Origin of the sequence: Mycobacterium sp. 852013-51886_SCH5428379 (genome assembly GCF_001665575.1) — a bacterium.
Lineage (GTDB): Bacteria > Actinomycetota > Actinomycetes > Mycobacteriales > Mycobacteriaceae > Mycobacterium.
Genome location: NZ_LZSU01000040.1, coordinates 40,671 through 56,746 on the forward strand (window position 1 = coordinate 40,671; position 16,076 = coordinate 56,746).

The window sequence follows — 16,076 nt, forward strand, 5'->3', positions numbered from 1 at the left end:
CTCAGAGTCCGCCGCGCGCGACCAGTTGGGCGGCGATCACGTTGCGCTGGATCTCGTTGGTGCCCTCGCCGACGATCATCAGCGGTGCGTCGCGGAAGTAGCGCTCTACGTCATACTCGGTCGAATAGCCGTATCCGCCGTGGATGCGTACGGCGTTCAGCGCGATCTCCATTGCCACCTCGGAGGCGAACAGCTTGGCCATCCCCGCCTCCATGTCGGCCCGCTCACCGCTGTCGTAGCGCTCGGCGGCGTAGCGGGTGAGTTGGCGGGCGGCGGTCAGCTTGGTCGCCATATCGGCCAGATAGTTGCCCACCGACTGGTGCTTCCAGATCGGCCGGCCGAAGCTCTCGCGCTCCTGGGCGTAGCGCAGGGCTTCGTCCAGCGCCGCGGTCGCGACGCCGAGCGCGCGGGCGGCCACCTGGATGCGGCCCGTCTCGAGGCCCTTCATCATCTGGCCGAAGCCCCGGCCGGGATCGCCGCCGAGAATCGCCGAGGCGGGGACGCGGCAGTCGTCGAAGAGCAGTTCGCAGCTCTCGACACCCTTGTAGCCCAGTTTGGGTAGATCCCGCGACACCGACAGCCCCGTCGTGCCCTGTTCGATCAGCAGCACCGAGATCCCCCGGTACCGCGGTTCGGCGGCCGGATCGGTCTTGCAGAGCAGCGCGATCAGCCCGGAGCGGCGGGCGTTGCTGATCCAGGTCTTGGCGCCGTTGACGGTCAGCCCGCCTCCGTCGCACGGCAGCGCCGTGGTGGTCATCGCCTGCAGATCCGAGCCACCGCCGGGTTCGGTCAGGGCCATGGTCGCGCGGATCTCGCCGGTGGCCAGCCCCGGCAGATACACCCGCTTCTGCTCCTCGGTGCCGAACAGGGTGAGCAGCTTGGCGACGACGGTGTGTCCGCCCATCGCCCCCGCCAGGCTCATCCAGCCGCGCGCGAGTTCCTGGGTGACCTCGACGTAGCAGGGGGTCGAGACAGGCGAGCCGCCGTACTCCTCGGGGACGGCCAGACCGTAGATCCCGATGCGCTTCATCTGCTCGATCCACGCCTCGGGATAGGTGTTGGCGTGTTCGACCTCGCGCACGGTCGGGCGGACGTCGCGATCGATGAAGCGGCGGACGGTGTCGACGAGGAGCTGCTCTTCTTCGGTCATATGTACGGCCATGTTGACACACTGCTCGGGGCACTGCCAGAGTCGACAGCTGTGACTTTGTACGGCCATTTGGCGGGCGGGCCATTCTTCGACGACCTCACCGTCGGGCAGGTCTTCGACACCGCCCCGTCGATGACGCTCACCACGGGATCGGCCGCGGTGCACCACTCGATCATCGGGGACCGGCTGCGCCTCACCCTCGACGCCGACCTCGCGACCGCGGTCACGGGTTCGACTGTCCCGCTGGCCCATCCGGCCCTGGTGTGCGACGTCGCGATCGGGCAGTCCACGCTGGTCACCCATCGGGTGAAGGCGAACCTGTTCTACCGCGGGCTGGTGTTCCACCGGTACCCGGTGATCGGCGACAGCCTGTTCACCCGTACCGAGGTGGTGGGCCTGCGGCAGAACTCGGTCAAACCGGGCCGTGCGCGCACCGGGCTGGCCGCACTGCGGATGACGACGGTCGACCAGCTCGGCCGCCTCGTCCTGGACTTCTACCGGTGCGCGATGCTGCCACTGAGCGATAATGCCGCCGATACCGGCCACGCCGACGATCTGTCGTCGATCGGCGCTGACGCCGTGGCACCGCCCGATCCGACCGCGGAGTGGGACGCGGCGGCCTACCGCGACCGGGTGCCCGGTGCGCACTTCGACGCCGGACTGGCCGGCGCGGTGCTGCACGGCACCGCCGACGTCGTCAGCAGCGCACCGGAACTCGCGCGCCTGAGCCTCAACATCGCAGCGATCCACCACGATGCCCGCTTCGGCCGGCAGCGCCTGGTGTACGGCGGGCACACCATCGGGCTGGCGCTGGCGCAGGCGACGCGCCTGCTGCCCGATCTGGTCACGGTGTTGGGGTGGGAGTCCTGTGACCACACCGGCCCGGTGTACGAAGGTGACACGCTCTACAGCGAGCTCCACGTCGAGTCCGCGACACCGTTGGCCGACGGCCGCGGGGGCGTGCTCGGGCTGCGGTCACTGGTCTTCGCGGCGTCCGACGACGGCGGCGGCGACGACCGCCAGGTGCTGGACTGGCGGTTCTCCGCGCTCCAGTTCTGAACCGATGCGCACAATGAACCGATGAGCGCATGGCGGCTGGCAGCAGCGGTGCCCGCCCATGCGCAGCGGCTCGCCGACCGCCTCCCCGACCGCGTCGACGCGATCGAACTGCTCACCGGTCGCGCCGCGCTGCTGGGCCTGCCCGCGCCGGGGCGGATCTCCGCAGGCGGCGCCTCGCGGCTGCTGCCCACCCGCGACGGCTGGATCGCGCTGACCCTGTCGCGGGCTGACGACATCGCCGCAGTCCCCGCGCTGGTGGAGGCCGACCGCGTCGATGCCGATCCCTGGCCGGCCCTCGCCGACTGGTCCGCCCACCGGACCGCCACCGAGGCCGTGGCCCGCGCCCGCCTGCTCGGCCTGCCCGCGGCCGTGCCCGGCGAGACGGCGCCCACCACGCCGGTGATCCGGCCGCTCGGCCGCCCGGCGCCGCCCCGCCCGCTGCGAGATCTGCTCGTCGTCGAGCTGGCGTCGATGTGGGCCGGACCGCTGTGCGGCCGCCTGCTCGCACAGGCCGGGGCGACGGTGGTCAAGGTGGAGAGCCCCGCGCGGCCCGACGGGACCCGGGCCGGCCCGCCACCGTTCTTCGACTGGACGAACGCCGGAAAGCTCAGCTATGCAAGCGATCTGGCGGACGACGCCGTGCGGGCCCTGCTCGCGGTGGCCGACGTCGTCATCGAGGGGTCGCGACCCGCCGCACTGGCCCGCCGTGGTCTCGCGGCCGAACAGGTGCCCGCGCGGGACGGCCGGATCTGGCTGCGCATCACCGGGTACGGCGCGGCGGGGGAGTTCGCGGACCGGGTGGCGTTCGGTGACGACGCCGCCGTCGCGGGCGGGCTGCTGGGCGACGGTCCGGTGTTCCTCGGCGACGCGATCGCCGATCCGCTGACCGGACTGCAGGCGGCGGTCTGCGTCGCCGAAGCGGCGGCCCGGGGTGGCGGCGAGTTGATCGAGCTCGCGATGGCGGCCGTCGCCGCCGGGTACGCGGCGCTGCCGCCCGACGGTGTGGACGACGTGGGCCTGCGCGCACCCCGCCTGACGGATCGGGCGGCACCACTGGGCCGCGACAATGCCGCGGTGCGCGATCTGATCGAAAGCCGCAGCCACATATGCTGATCAAACGAGCCCGCCTGCTCGACGGCCGTCGGGTGGACGTGCGGGTGACCGAGCTGATCGACGCGGTCGCCGACACCCTCGACCCGTGGCCCGGTGAAGACGTGTTCGACGCCGCCGGGATGACCGTGATCCCGGGGCTGCACGATCACCACCTTCACATCCGTTCCGCCGCAGCGGCTTCGGGATCCATCCGGGTCGGCCCCGCCGCCGTCGCCGGCCGCGCCGCGCTGGGCCGGCTGCTGCGTACGGCGACGCCGGGTGCGGACGGATGGATCCGGGGCATCGACTACCACGAGGCGGCGGCCGGACCGCTCGACCGAACGGTCCTCGACGACCTCGCCCCGGGGGTGCCGGTCCGGATCCAGCACCGCACCGGCGCGCTGTGGATGATGAACTCGGCAGGACTGCGCCTGCTCGGCCGCTCCGACCATCCCGACGGCCGGCTGCGCAGCGCAGACACCACCTGGGGCACCGACCGGCGGGCTCTCCCCACCGCCGAGTGGAGTCGCCGGCTACTGCAGTACGGGATCACCGGAATCACCGATGCCACACCGGATCTGGACCCGGCCGACCTTCCCGCGGACCTGCGGCAGCGGGTGCACGTCCTGGCCCCCGGCAAACGGATCCTGCACGACGACGGACTCGACCTCGACGAGCTGACCGCCTGGATCGACGGCACGCACGCCGCCGACGTTCCGGTGGGAGTGCACTGCGTCACCGCCGCGCAGCTGGTCGTCACGATCGCCGCGTTGCGCCTCGCCGGCACACGTCCCGGCGATCGCATCGAGCATGCCGCGGTGGTGCCTGACGACTGCGTGGCGGATCTGGCGGACCTCGGCGTCACCGTCGTCACCCAGCCCAACTTCGTCGCCGAGCGCGGTGACCAGTACATCGCCGAGGTGCCCGCCACCGAGCACCACGAACTGTGGCGGGTCGCGACACTGCTCGACGCCGGCATCCCCGTCGCGCTGTCCACCGACACGCCGTTCGGCGCCGCCGATCCGTGGGCGGCGATGCGGGCCGCGGTGCACCGTCGCGCACCGTGCGGTGACATCCTCGGGCCTCGCGAACGGATCAAACCCGCAACAGCATTGGCGATGTTCACCGGATCGGGTGCGGCGCCCGCCGACCCGCGGACCGTCACCCTGGGTCAGCCGGGCGATCTGTGTCTGCTGGCCGCCGACCCCGCCGACGTTCTCGCCATCCTCGACGCCGACCTGGTGGCCGCGACGGTCATCGCCGGCGAGGTCCACGCGTCGGGTTGAGCCCTCACGCGCGACCGTCGGAGGGCCGCGATGGAACATCCCACTTGCAGTCATCGCTGCGCTCAAGACAATAGGTGTGGTTCGCCGCGCTCATTCGCGGTCCTGCAGCGGAACGGAGTATGTCGTGCGCCTCGATCTCACGGTCCTCGCCATCACCGCCACGGTCGCATCCCTGGTGGGTCCGACCGGTATGGTCGCCGCCGCCTCGGCGCAGTCGTGTCCCGACGTCGAGGTGTTGTTCGCCCGCGGCACGCATGAACCGCCCGGCGTCGGTCCCACCGGCCAGGCGTTCGTCGATGCGCTCCGCGGCCGGATCGGCGATCAGACGCTGGCGGTGTATCCGGTGAACTATCCGGCGATCGACCTGTGGGCCACCGGTGCCGACGGCGTACGGGATGCCGGCGCCCGCGTGCTGACCCTCGCGAACGCCTGTCCGGACACCGATATGGTGCTCGGCGGATACTCGCAGGGCGCCGCGGTGATGGGCTTCGTCACCTCGGAGAACGTACCCGACGGCGTCGACCCGACGACCGTGCCGAAGCCCCTGGACCCCGACATCGCCGAGCACGTCGCGGCGGTCGCGTTGTTCGGCCTGCCGAACGTGCGGGCGATGAACTTTCTCGGCGAACCGCCGGTCGTCATCGGCCCCCAGTACGCGGCCAAGACCATCCAGCTCTGCGCGCCGGAGGATCCGGTGTGTTCGGACGGGCTGAACTTCGCCATGCACACCCCGGCCACCTACAACGGCCCGATGACCGAGCAGGCCGCCGAGTACGTGGCCGCACGGCTGGTCGAAGCCGACTGAGCGGGTGCGTTCGCGCGGGGTCCTGAGCTATCTGGCGCTGGCCTTCGTGCCCGCATGGCTGGCCTGGGCGGCCGTCGGCGCGGCCGGGGGCAGCATGGACGATCCGGTGACCCAGCTCGTCACCGCCGCGTTCATCCCGGCGCTGGCGGCGATCGTCGTTCGGCGGTGGGTGACCCGCGAGGGCTTCGCCGACGCCGGACTGCGACCGCGGCTGCGCGCGCACTGGCCGACCTATCTGTTCGCCCTCGCGGTGGCGCCGGTGTTCCTCGGTATCGCGCTGGGGCTGGCCTGGGCGGCCGGCTACTGGAGCCCGTCGGAGACCGAATGGTCCGACCACGCCCTGTTCCTGATCGCCATCCCGGTCATCCCGGTGCTCGCGGCGCCGATCTTCTTCGGCGAGGAGTTCGGCTGGACGGCGTATCTGCGCGACCGGCTGCTGCCCGGCCGGCCCATCGCCACCACGTTCCTCACCGGGCTCATCTGGGGTGTGTGGCACTGGCCGCTGCCGTGGGTCGGTTACTTCGGCGCGCACGTCGACGCCGGCGAGGCCGTGATCGCCATGCTGCTGTGGGTGCCGCTGTCGATCATGCTGGAGTTCGTCATCGGATTCGTCTGGGGCCGAACGGGTTCGGTCTGGCCGTCGTGCCTCGTGCACGGCGGGGGCAATCTCGTCGTGGCGGTCGGCCTGGATCTGCTGACCGGTTCGGCCATGTCGGTCACCGCGAGCACCGTGCTCTACATCCTGGCGATGACTCCGGTGGTCGCCGTCCTGCTGATCGCGGGGCGGTGGCGCGTCCGGCCGATCACACCGCGAGCTGGCTCTGCAGGGTGACCGACGCGGTGTTGGGGTCAGGGCGCTCGCCCATCCCCTTGCCGATACCGCGGCCCTGGGCGGTCACCGCGAGGTAGATCCGGTCACCGCGGAACAGGTCGCGGGAGAACTCGCACGGGGTGTCGGCCTCGTCATAGGTCACGCGGGTGATCAGCAGTAGCGCCGACTTCGGTTTGACCCCGAGCAGCGAAGCCTCGGCGTTGGTGGCGTTCACCGCCTCGATGCGTTCGTCGGCCCGGCCCGGCACCAGACTGTAGTGGGTCTCGAGCACCTCGTAGATCGAGCCGCCCAGCTGTTGTTCGAGCAGACCGGGGAACGCATCGGCGGGAAACTGCGCCAGTTCCAACGACATCGGCGATCCGTCGGCCAATCGCAACCGCTGGATCTCGACCACGAAGTCCGTCGGGGCCAGGCGCAGCGCGGCCTGGGTGGTGGCGTCGGCCGGGGCGATCCTCGTCGACAGCACCCGCGTCCCGGCGACGTAGCCCTGGTTGGCCAGGAAGGCCGGCACCCCCACCACGTCGGCGAGATTGCGCTCGACCTGGGCGTGGCTGATGAAGATGCCGCCCGCCCGGCCGATGGCCCGGTGCACCAGACCGGCCTCCTCCAACGCGGCCAACACCTGGCGCAGACTCGACCGGCTGGTGCCGTACCGCTCGGCCAGGTCGCGTTCGCTGCCGAGTTTGGCGCCAGGCGACCCGGCGTTGATGTCGGCCACGATCCGGCGCCGCAACTCCTCACTCTGCGTGGGCACCGGAGGACCTCCTGTCAGCTGCCTCATCGACGGATCGGCGTCGACCATGATTTGGTAGAACCAATCCTATCGGGCGGTCAGATCACATTTCGGCGATCGCCATATGCGATTCCGGCAGGATCTGCCCGCCGTCCACCACCAGCGTCTGCCCGGTGATGTAGGCCGCCTCGTCGGTGGCGAAGAACAGCGCAGCATTACCGATGTCAGCGACGCCGCCGAGCCGGCCGGCCGGGATCGCCGACGCCATCTGCTTCATGTAGTCCTCGCCCATGTCGACCAGGCCCTCGGTGATGATGTTGCCCGGCAGCACCGCGTTGATGGTGATCTGCTTGGGCGCCAACTCCATTGCGGCCGTGCGGATGAAGCCCAGCTGAGCGGCTTTGCTGGCGCCGTAGTGCGACCACCCGGGGTAGCCGGTGATCGGTCCGGTGATCGACGACGTCACGATCACCCGGCCGTGCCCGCTGGCACCGAGTGCGGGTAGCGCGGCCTGCACGGAGTACACCGTGCCCTTGAAGTTGACGGCGAGCACCTGATCGAGGTCCTCGGCGGTGAGCTCCTCGAGCCGTGCCGACGGGAAGATGCCGGCGTTGGCGCACAGGATGTCCAGGCCGCCGTGCCGTTCGACCGTGGCGTCGACCACGTCCCGGCACCCCTGCGGATCGGCGACGTCGGCCGCGACACCGCTCACCGCGCCGGGCTTGCCGCTGAGCGCCTCGACGCAACTGTCGATGTCGGCCTGGTTGCGGCCGGTGATGACGACGTTGACACCGGCGGCGGCGAACACCTCCGCGATGCCCCTGCCGATCCCCTTGCTGCCGCCGGTGACGAGCGCGGTGCGGCCCTGCAGTGAGTTGAACATTGTCCCCGTCCTTCGGTGTGTCGAGCCCTGAGCTCGTGGGTGATCAGGCCAGCCGTTGGCCGTTGGTGCTCAGATAGCGTTCCGCGAGGGCGCAGCTGCCCGCGGCGAAGCTGACCGCCTTGGACTGCGATTCCTTCGAGTGGCTGTGGGTTCCCATCCAAGCCAGCAACAGCAGGCGGCGCAACAGGACGAACGACGCGAGCATCTCTTCGTCGGCGGAGGTCATTTCGCCGTGGTCCGAACGATGGCTGCGGTAACCCTCCACCCACGACGCCTGCCACTCCGGCAGCGCGGGGTCGTCCTCGATGAACGACACCGCGGTGCCGAAATCGTAGAAGAACCAACCGAATCCGCAGTCGTCGAAGTCGATGACCGTGATGGTCGAGCCGTCGACGAGCAGATTCGCCAGTCGCAGGTCGGCGTGCACCAGCCCGAAGCGGTCGGGGCCGTTGCCGTAGTCGACGAGGCGCCGGTGCAGCAGATCCTGGGCGCGGCCGAGCAGATGGGTCTCGTCGGGGCCGACACCAGCGGCGTCATGCCAGCGTCCCCACCGCGGAGCGTCGCCCAGGCAGTTCTGCCAGTCCCAGGCGAAGCGGCCGAACGTCGCCGGCCGGGTCCAGGACCGCGAGTGATCGTGTAGCGCCGCGGTGATGCAGCCCAGTGTGTGGAAGTCGTGGACGGTGACGGTGCCCTCGTCCGGTTCGGCACCCGCCACCATGTCGAAGTGCACGACGTAGCGTTCGGTGCCGTGGTCGTCGACGGTGACCACCCGGCGGCCGTCGCGGGTCGGCAGCACCGTCGGCACGGTGACGTCGCTTTCGGTGCGCAGCGCGTCCAGCCAGTCGAGTTCGGATTCGATCTCGTGCCGGCGGTGGTAGTTCTTCCGGTGCACCCGCAGAATGGAGCGGGTGTCGCTGTCGGGGTCCTCGACCAGATAGGTCGCGTTCTCCGACAGGTTCAGCAGGCGCAGAGTCGAACTCGGCGCCAGGTCGTAGTCGGCGAGCGCCTGCTGGGCCACGTGGATGTCGTCGGCGATCACCTCAGCCATCAGTGCTCCCGTCCCTCGATCCCGGCGAGCACCGCGGTGATGCGGTCCCGCGCCACGGTCACGTCCGCGACCGAACCACCGATGTAGAGCCGTCCCGCGGCACCGATCATCTGCACGTCCACCACCGTAAGACCCGGAGCCGCCCGTTCGGCCTCGTTCGCCGCCACCGCCGCGAACAACGCCGGGGTCATCTCGTAGACCAGCAGCGACTGGCCCGGCATGATCATCGACGCCTGGCGGTTGCGGTTGAGGATCACCGCGTGCTGATCGGTGATGTCGGTGATGATGTCGTGGTACAGCACCCGCGGCCGCAGCTGGTCCTCGGCGCGGTTGCCGGTGCCGGCCAGGATGGCCTGCCCCGCCCGTTGCACGTCGTCCAGATTCGCCGAGTGGATCTCCAACACACCGAACTGCCGCTCCACGTAGAGGATTCCGGGCTGGATCCCGGGCACCTCGCGCAGCGCGAGATCGATCACCCGCTCGATCGCCAGGGCGGGGGACACCTCGACGATCAGCGCGTGCTCACCCGCGTACGGCGGATATCCCCGCGCCCGGGTGGGCGTGCCGAGATAGGCGGCGAACTGCTGTTGCAGATCCTCGACCAGCAGATAGACGCGGATGTCGGTGTGCGTCCGTGACTGCGGCCCGGTGTCGATCGCGACCATAGAGCGGCCGGCTACGACGTGGCGACGGCGAAGTGGGCGCCGAGCTCGCTGTGCGGACGCGGGATCACGTGGACGCTGATGAGCTCGCCGACCTGCGAGGCCGCCTCCGCGCCGGCCTCGGTGGCAGCCTTGACGGCGCCGACCTCACCGGTCACCACGACCGCGACCAGACCGTCCCCGACCTGCTGGCGGTCGGTGATGCTGACGTTGGCGGCCTTGACCATCGCGTCGGCGGCGGCCAGGGCGGCTACGTAGCCCTTGGTCTCGATGAGACCGATCGCATTGCTGGGCATGGTTTCTCCTTCAGTCGGTTTCTACAGGTTGGGTGACGGGTGAGTCGGAGTCGATCGACCCGATGATCAGCGCGTCGACCGGCGGTGGGGTTCCGGTGAACCAGTTGGCGGCGACGGAGCCCTGAGTGATCAGAACGCGTTCGCCGATGCCGGTGCCGAGTACGTCGAACGCGACCATTCGGCTACCGGAGCCGTCGAGTTCGACCTCGAGGAAGGCGCCCGCCGGGATGCCCTCGATGCGGCGGGTCGACCAGACGCTTCCGGTGACGGTGGCGCTTATCATCTACGCTCCTTCTCGATCGAGACGCCCAGTGCCCGGGCCTTCTCACGCGCCAGCGGGGTGAGCACTGCCCGCCTGCCGAGCACCAGGCCGGCGCCCACCGCGGCGACGTCGGCGATGTGACGTTCGGTGACGGCGCCGGATTCGATCCGGCGGGTCTGACCGGTCCCCGAGTTACCGGTGCCGGCCAACCGGAACGTCAGTCGGCCAGCCTTGAGGTCGGCGCGGTTCTTGGGATTCTCGAACAGCCGCAACAGGTTCCGCACGAAGGCATCCAGGTCGCGGTCGGTGGCCAGCCGGACGGTCTCACTGCGGTGCTTCTCGTCGGCAGCGAGCGGTCCGGATGCCACGACGCCGATCTGCTCGGCGACGGTCGAGGCCGCGGGGGGCGGCGGCGACGGTGGCGGCGCCGGTGCGGACGCGGGACGGGGCAGGTCGCGCACGGCGTCCCGCACCACCTCCCGGACAAGAGCGCGCAGCGCGTCGCGGTCGATGCCGCTCACGGTGTGCTCCGGGCCAGCGCGTCGCGGGCGGCCTCGGCGGCCTGGCGGACGTCGGCCTCCGCACCGGACAGGTACACCCGGCCCGTCGCGCCGATCATCCGGAAGTCGACGACTTTGACGTCGGCGGCCTTCTCGGCCTCGTTGGTGGCCAGGATCGCGTAGGACGCTGGGGCGACCTCGAGGACGAACAACGACTCGCCGGCCAGCACCATGGACCCGATCTTGTTGCGGTTGATCAGGAATGCGTGCTGGTGGTCGATGCTGGAGATGATCCGAGACGCCAGGATCTTCGGGCGGACGGCCGAATCACGCTCCCCGCCCAGGTATTCGAGCGCTGCATCCGCGGCGGCTTTCACCGAGCCGGTCTCGCCGTGGAACTCCAGGTAGCCGAACTGCCGTTCCACCACCAGGATTCCGGCCTTGACGTCGGCGTGTTTGAGGGCGACGTCGGTGACACCCTCGATGTCCAGGCCCGGGGCGACCTCGATGATCTGCGCGGCCATGTTCGCCCGCGGCAACGCACCCTTGATCCAGGTGCCCAGATACGACATGGTCTGCGGCTGCAGCCGGTCGATGAAGATGAAGGAACGAAGTTCAGCCACGACTCACCTCTTGATCAATTGTGCGAGTTCTTCGACCACCAGCGCCCGCAACTCGGCCCGCAGGGCCTCGTAACCCGGGTCGGCCGAACGGCTGACGGACGGGGCGGTGCGCGCCGGTGCCGGGGCGTCGCGGTCGTTGGAGGCGCGGGGGTACTCGGGTACCGCCCCGGCCGGGGTGTGCCAGGGGTTGATTCCGGCGAACTGGGGCATCGCGACGGACGGATCGCTGTTGTACGCGATGCGGGTCCAGTTCAGCAGATTGTCCGGCCGCAGGTTCTCCCCGATCGAACTGCGCCCGATGAAGCCGGTGCCGATCGTCATCGACGGCGCCAGGTTGGTGTCGAGACCGGAGCTGCCGGTGCTGTTGCCGACATTGACCGACACCCGCAGCACCGGCACCTGCGTGGCGAATTCGGTTATGACGGAGGCGTTCTCGCTGTGGATTGCGGCAGAGTGTCCGGCCCCGCCGATGCGGACGACGGCGCGTGCGGCGCGGATTCCGCGGCCGGCGTCAGGCACAGTGGTCATGCCCAGGACCGGCGACAGCTTCTCGTGGGTGAACATCTCCTCGCCGATGACCTGGCCGAACGGCGCCACCAGCACCCGGGTCTTGGGGGTGACCCGCAGCCCGGCCTGGCCGGCGATCCACGCGGCGTCCCGTCCGACGACGTCGGTGTTGAGGTGTCCGTCGCGGAACATGTACTCGCGCAACCGGTTCGCGCCGTCCTCGTCGAGGATGTGTGCGCCGGCGCGCGTCATCGCCGAGCTCAGGGCGCCGGCGATGGACTCCTCGGCGATCAGCACGGATTCGTTGGTGCACAGCACCGAGTTGTCGAACGCCTTGCTGTCGACGATGCGCTGGGCGGCGGCTGTGACGTCGGCGCTGCCGTCGACGAAGACGGGCACGTTGCCGGGGCCGACGCCGAGTGCGGGGGTGCCCGACGAGTAAGCCGCGCGCACCACGCCGGTACCGCCCGTGGCGACGATGACGTCGGTGCGCTCGTCGGCCATCAGCGCCTCGACCAGAGGGATGGACGGTTCGTCGACCACCTGCACGATGCCGTCGGGAGCGCCCGCGGCCACGGCGGCCTCGGCGAGCAGCCGGGCGGCGTCGGCCGAGCACCGCTTGGCGCGCGGATGCGGGGCGACCACGACGGCGTTGCGCGTCATCAGCGCGAGCAGCACCTTGAAGTACACCGTAGAGACGGGGTTGGTGGTGGGGGTCAGTGCGAGGACGACGCCTGCGGGGCGGGGGATTTCGACGATCTTGCTGGCCGGATCCACCCGGGGCGAGACGTAGTCGTCACCGCGGTAGAAGTCGACGATGCCGCGCGAGCAGGCCCGGTTCTTGATGACCTTGTCGGCGACGACACCCATCCCGGTCTCGGCGACGGCCTCGGCGGCGAACCGATCGGCCGCGGCGTGGGCGGCATCGGCGACTGCGGTGACGATCGCCGTGACGGCGGTCTGGTCGTACTCGCCGTAGGCGCGGGCCGCCCAGCGGGCACGCTCGAGCATGTGTCCTGCTGAAGCAAAATCAGTCATACCCGACCCCGCTTCCTGGCCGTCGCCGCCGCCCGGCCGACCGCCACCTCGAGGCGGTCGAGGACGTCCTCGCACAGGTCGCGGCTCAGCAGCAGCCCGGGTTTGAACTGCAGGACACGCGGATCGAGGGTGGAGAAGATCGCCCACACCCCGTTCTCGTAGAGCTCACGCATGACGAACTTCGCCCCTTCGGGATGGTCGAACTCCAGCCCGATCACCACGCCGTTCTGCCGGATGCCGATGAACCAGTCCGGATAGTCGCGCTGGATCCGGCGCAGCCCCACGTCGAAGATGTCCGCGATGTAGTGCACCATCGAGCGGACCTCGGGCCGGGTGGTGATCTCGAGTGTCTTGATGGCGGCCACACAGCCGAGCTCGGACCCGCCGAACGTCGAGATGTGGCCGAACCCGTCCTGGTCGAGCCAGCGGGAGGCGCGGTCGCCGAGGAGCGCGGCGGTGATCGGGTACACGCCGCCCGAGAGACCCTTGCCGGTGACGATGATGTCGGGCTCGATGTTGTGTTTGGTGATCGCCCACAGCTCGCCGGTGCGCATCAGCCCGGTCTGCACCTCGTCGGCGATGTAGAGGGCGCCGTGCTTCTGGGCCAGGGCGTAGCACGCTTCCAGGTAGCCCGGTGGGGGCAGCGGGAAGCCGTACGTCGCGGGAATGGTCTCCATGATCAGCGCGGCGACGTCATTGCCTGCCAGCGCCTGCTCCATGGCGCCGATGTCGCCGAACGGCACCTTGATGAATTCGTCGGGCCGGTCGGCGAGGAAGAGTTGCGCGAAGCGATCGTCGCCGGTGGCGACGGCCAGTCCGGTGTGGCCGTGGTAGGCCTTGATGACCGAGACGATCTTGCGCCGGCCGGTGGCGTGGCGGGCGCTCTTGAGCGCGATGTCGATGGCCTCGCCGCCGCCCGAACCGAAGGCGACCTTGGATATCGAGTCGGGGGCGGTCTCCACCAGCCGCTGCGCCAGCGCCGTGCGGGCCACCGACGGGAAATGGTGGTTACCGACGTCGAACATCTCCATGCCCTGCGAAACAGCCTGCATCACTTCGGGATTGCGGTGCCCGAGGTTGTAGGTGCCGCCGTTGAGGTGCATGTCGATCAGCCGGCGGCCACCCATGTCCCACAGGAAGTAGCCTTCGCGCTTGTCGATGACCAGGTCGACGCCGGAGTCGGTCCAGAACTGGGTCTTGTCCGGATTCCAGAACGTCTTCGCGCGCTCCAGCACCTGAGTCTTGGACTCGAAGGAGAACGTGCCGTAGTCGTACACCCCGCCACCGTAAATGGGCGGACCATTCAAGTCAATGGTTGGCGGTTCCTGTTGCGCAGTCGCATTGGTAGTGCCAATATTCCTACGGTTCGGTTGTGGTCCACGCCACATCGTCTATCAGGATTCTCTGTACCGCTCGCAGGAAGGCGCGCCCGTAAATGACGGATCAAGCGGTCACACCGCAGAACACAGCACCTCAAGGGGTGCAGCGACTCAAGCGTAACGCCGTGGGCACCCTCGGGGTGATCTTCATGGCGGTCGCCACCGCAGCGCCGATCACCGCAATGGTCGGCAACGTGCCGATCGCGGTCGGCTTCGGAAACGGTTCGCACGCCCCCGCGGGCTACCTGGTCGCAACGATCGTGCTCGGGCTGTTCGCGATCGGTTACGCCACGATGGCCAAACACATCACGGCCACCGGTGCGTTCTACGGCTACATCTCCCACGGCCTGGGCCGTATCGTCGGGATGGCCAGCGGTCTGCTGATCACGATGGCGTACGTCGTCTTCGAGGCCTCGCTGATCGGCATCTTCTCGTTCTTCTTCAAGAACTTCCTGTCGTCGCAGTTCGGCGTCGAGATCCACTGGATCCTGCCGGCGCTGCTGATGTTGGTGCTCAACGCCATCCTGACGTACTTCGACGTGAATCTGACCGCGAAGGTCCTCGGTGTCTTCCTGGTGACCGAGATCGTGATGCTCGGTCTGGGTGCGGTAGCGGTGCTGGTGAAGGGCGGCGGTCCGGACGGATTCGCGGTGGCCGAGACGCTCAACCCGATCGGTGCCTTCACCCCGGCCGCCATCGCGGGCGCCAGCGCGGGCCTCGGCCTGTTCTTCGCGTTCTGGTCATGGGTCGGCTTCGAATCGACCGCGATGTACGGCGAAGAGTCGAAGGACCCGAAGCGGATCATCCCGCGCGCCACCATGATCGCGGTCCTGGGTGTCGGCCTGTTCTACGTCTTCGTGTCGTGGATGGCGATCGCTGGCACGGGTCCGTCAAGGGCGCTGGAGCTCGCGCAGGACGCGGACACGTCGTCGGAGATCTTCTTCGGCCCGGTGCGCACCACCTACGGCGAGTGGGCGATCACGCTGTTCAACATCCTGCTGGTGACGGGTTCGTTCGCGTGCGGGATGGCGTTCCACAACTGTGCCTCGCGCTACCTGTACGCCCTGGGGCGCGAAGGGCTGTCGAGCGGTCTGCAGAAGACGCTGGGCGCCACGCACAAGAAGCACGGTTCGCCGTACATCGCGTCGTTCGTCCAGAGCGGTATCGCCCTGGTGCTGATCATGGCGTTCTTCGCCGCCGGTATGGATCCGTACGTGCACATGTACACGCTGTTGGCGATCCTGGGCACGATGGCGATCCTGATCGTGCAGTCGTTGTGCGCCTTCGCCGTGATCGCGTACTTCCACTTCCACAAGGAGCATCCGTCGAGTGCGCACTGGTTCAAGACGTTCCTCGCGCCGCTGATGGGTGGCCTCGGCATGCTCTACGTGGTGTATCTGCTGTGGGAGCACAAGGAGTCGGCCGCGGGTACGGCGTCGGGCACGCTGCTGTTCAAGCTTACGCCGTGGATCGTGGTGTCGGTCTTCGTGATCGGCGCGGCCATGGCGACGTACTTCAAGTACCGCGACGCCCGCCGGTACGAGCTGATCGGCCGGATCGTCTACGACGACAGCGAGGTTCGCGACTAGTAGCGCGTCCCGTTCGGCATCACGGAGGCCTCCGCGGCGTCTTGTCTGACAAGGCATTTCGCCGCGGGGGTCTTCGCGTTTTCTCGACCTACGCGGCGGCCGGTGGTGGTTTGGGTTGGTAGGGGGTGTACCACCACCAGTCGGCGCGTTCCCCGGTCGGTCCGGGGCACGGTTTCACCTCCGGTGGAGGTGTGGTGGGTGGCCGGGCGAGGGCGCGGTTGGTCATGGGTTGGCCGGTGGCGTCGGTGACGGCGAGGTGGTCGGCGGGTCCGGTGAGGGTGATGTCGCCGCGGTGATGGGCGCGGTGGTGGAACGGTCTCTTATACACATGT

Annotated in this window: 17 protein-coding genes and 1 pseudogene; 6 read left to right on the top strand and 12 right to left on the bottom strand. The window is 69.2% G+C overall.

Annotation, left to right across the window (positions count from 1 at the left end; all coding sequences use genetic code 11):
• Position 1: 1 nt before the first annotated feature.
• Positions 2–1,162, bottom strand: coding sequence for an acyl-CoA dehydrogenase family protein (locus tag A5757_RS17305; protein WP_066836322.1), 1,161 nt, complete (start codon positions 1,160–1,162; stop codon positions 2–4).
• A gap of 39 nt (positions 1,163–1,201) precedes the next feature.
• Between A5757_RS17305 and A5757_RS17310 the strand changes: the two genes are divergently transcribed.
• The 5 genes from A5757_RS17310 (at position 1,202) to A5757_RS17330 (ending at position 6,224) form a co-directional block, all read left to right on the top strand.
• On the top strand, positions 1,202–2,209 hold the full coding sequence (locus tag A5757_RS17310; RefSeq protein WP_082929529.1) for a MaoC family dehydratase: 1,008 nt from the start codon (positions 1,202–1,204) through the stop codon (positions 2,207–2,209).
• Between the two features lie 21 nt (positions 2,210–2,230).
• Positions 2,231–3,322 carry a CoA transferase gene (locus tag A5757_RS17315; protein WP_066836324.1) on the top strand — a complete coding sequence of 364 codons (1,092 nt, stop codon included), beginning with the start codon at positions 2,231–2,233 and terminating at the stop codon, positions 3,320–3,322.
• Entirely contained in the window at positions 3,316–4,587 is a 1,272-nt protein-coding gene (locus A5757_RS17320; RefSeq protein WP_066836326.1) for an amidohydrolase family protein, read from the top strand. Before A5757_RS17315 ends, A5757_RS17320 begins: the two co-directional genes overlap by 7 nt.
• Positions 4,588–4,777: 190 nt before the next feature.
• Positions 4,778–5,392 (top strand): cutinase family protein, encoded by a 615-nt coding sequence (locus A5757_RS17325; protein ID WP_082929530.1) that lies wholly within the window; start codon positions 4,778–4,780, stop codon positions 5,390–5,392.
• A 4-nt stretch (positions 5,393–5,396) separates the two neighbouring features.
• Positions 5,397–6,224, top strand: a complete 828-nt coding sequence (locus A5757_RS17330; protein ID WP_066836330.1) for a CPBP family intramembrane glutamic endopeptidase — start codon at positions 5,397–5,399, stop codon at positions 6,222–6,224.
• Here A5757_RS17330 and A5757_RS17335 read toward each other — a convergent pair.
• The 10 genes from A5757_RS17335 to A5757_RS17380 form a co-directional block, all read right to left on the bottom strand.
• Positions 6,196–6,978, bottom strand: coding sequence for a GntR family transcriptional regulator (locus A5757_RS17335; protein ID WP_066836370.1), 783 nt, complete (start codon positions 6,976–6,978; stop codon positions 6,196–6,198). The genes A5757_RS17330 and A5757_RS17335 overlap by 29 nt on opposite strands.
• Positions 6,979–7,060: 82 nt before the next feature.
• Positions 7,061–7,840 carry a 3-oxoacyl-ACP reductase FabG gene (gene fabG, locus A5757_RS17340; protein ID WP_066836338.1) on the bottom strand — a complete coding sequence of 260 codons (780 nt, stop codon included), beginning with the start codon at positions 7,838–7,840 and terminating at the stop codon, positions 7,061–7,063.
• A gap of 43 nt (positions 7,841–7,883) precedes the next feature.
• Positions 7,884–8,888, bottom strand: a complete 1,005-nt coding sequence (locus A5757_RS17345) for a phosphotransferase enzyme family protein (protein ID WP_066836339.1) — start codon at positions 8,886–8,888, stop codon at positions 7,884–7,886.
• A complete protein-coding gene (locus A5757_RS17350; protein ID WP_066836341.1) occupies positions 8,888–9,553 on the bottom strand; it encodes a microcompartment protein in 666 nt (221 codons plus the stop codon). Before A5757_RS17350 ends, A5757_RS17345 begins: the two co-directional genes overlap by 1 nt.
• A gap of 11 nt (positions 9,554–9,564) precedes the next feature.
• A complete protein-coding gene (locus tag A5757_RS17355; protein WP_066836343.1) occupies positions 9,565–9,846 on the bottom strand; it encodes a BMC domain-containing protein in 282 nt (93 codons plus the stop codon).
• 10 nt (positions 9,847–9,856) lie between these two features.
• Positions 9,857–10,129 carry a EutN/CcmL family microcompartment protein gene (locus tag A5757_RS17360; protein WP_066836345.1) on the bottom strand — a complete coding sequence of 91 codons (273 nt, stop codon included), beginning with the start codon at positions 10,127–10,129 and terminating at the stop codon, positions 9,857–9,859.
• Entirely contained in the window at positions 10,126–10,629 is a 504-nt protein-coding gene (locus tag A5757_RS17365; RefSeq protein ID WP_066836346.1) for a hypothetical protein, read from the bottom strand. Before A5757_RS17365 ends, A5757_RS17360 begins: the two co-directional genes overlap by 4 nt.
• Entirely contained in the window at positions 10,626–11,231 is a 606-nt protein-coding gene (locus A5757_RS17370; RefSeq protein ID WP_066836347.1) for a BMC domain-containing protein, read from the bottom strand. The genes A5757_RS17365 and A5757_RS17370 overlap by 4 nt, the downstream gene beginning before the upstream one ends.
• 3 nt (positions 11,232–11,234) lie before the next feature.
• Positions 11,235–12,776 (bottom strand): aldehyde dehydrogenase family protein, encoded by a 1,542-nt coding sequence (locus A5757_RS17375; RefSeq protein WP_066836349.1) that lies wholly within the window; start codon positions 12,774–12,776, stop codon positions 11,235–11,237.
• Entirely contained in the window at positions 12,773–14,053 is a 1,281-nt protein-coding gene (locus A5757_RS17380) for an aspartate aminotransferase family protein (protein WP_066836351.1), read from the bottom strand. The genes A5757_RS17375 and A5757_RS17380 overlap by 4 nt, the downstream gene beginning before the upstream one ends.
• Positions 14,054–14,211: 158 nt before the next feature.
• Here A5757_RS17380 and A5757_RS17385 point away from each other — a divergent pair, with 158 nt between their 5' ends.
• Complete coding sequence (locus tag A5757_RS17385) at positions 14,212–15,744, top strand: APC family permease (RefSeq protein WP_066836353.1); 1,533 nt, start codon at positions 14,212–14,214, stop codon at positions 15,742–15,744.
• An 88-nt stretch (positions 15,745–15,832) separates the two neighbouring features.
• Here the strand turns inward: A5757_RS17385 and A5757_RS23470 are convergent.
• Positions 15,833–16,076 (bottom strand): annotated as a pseudogene (locus A5757_RS23470) (hypothetical protein); the annotation flags it as partial.

Coding starts and splice junctions, on each gene's coding strand:
- A5757_RS17305 (WP_066836322.1), bottom strand. CDS start 1,162: ATGGCCGTACATATGACCGAAGAAGAGCAGCTCCTCGTCGACACCGTC.
- A5757_RS17315 (WP_066836324.1), top strand. CDS start 2,231: ATGAGCGCATGGCGGCTGGCAGCAGCGGTGCCCGCCCATGCGCAGCGG.
- A5757_RS17320 (WP_066836326.1), top strand. CDS start 3,316: ATGCTGATCAAACGAGCCCGCCTGCTCGACGGCCGTCGGGTGGACGTG.
- A5757_RS17325 (WP_082929530.1), top strand. CDS start 4,778: ATGGTCGCCGCCGCCTCGGCGCAGTCGTGTCCCGACGTCGAGGTGTTG.
- fabG (WP_066836338.1), bottom strand. CDS start 7,840: ATGTTCAACTCACTGCAGGGCCGCACCGCGCTCGTCACCGGCGGCAGC.
- A5757_RS17345 (WP_066836339.1), bottom strand. CDS start 8,888: ATGGCTGAGGTGATCGCCGACGACATCCACGTGGCCCAGCAGGCGCTC.
- A5757_RS17350 (WP_066836341.1), bottom strand. CDS start 9,553: ATGGTCGCGATCGACACCGGGCCGCAGTCACGGACGCACACCGACATC.
- A5757_RS17355 (WP_066836343.1), bottom strand. CDS start 9,846: ATGCCCAGCAATGCGATCGGTCTCATCGAGACCAAGGGCTACGTAGCC.
- A5757_RS17360 (WP_066836345.1), bottom strand. CDS start 10,129: ATGATAAGCGCCACCGTCACCGGAAGCGTCTGGTCGACCCGCCGCATC.
- A5757_RS17375 (WP_066836349.1), bottom strand. CDS start 12,776: ATGACTGATTTTGCTTCAGCAGGACACATGCTCGAGCGTGCCCGCTGG.
- A5757_RS17385 (WP_066836353.1), top strand. CDS start 14,212: ATGACGGATCAAGCGGTCACACCGCAGAACACAGCACCTCAAGGGGTG.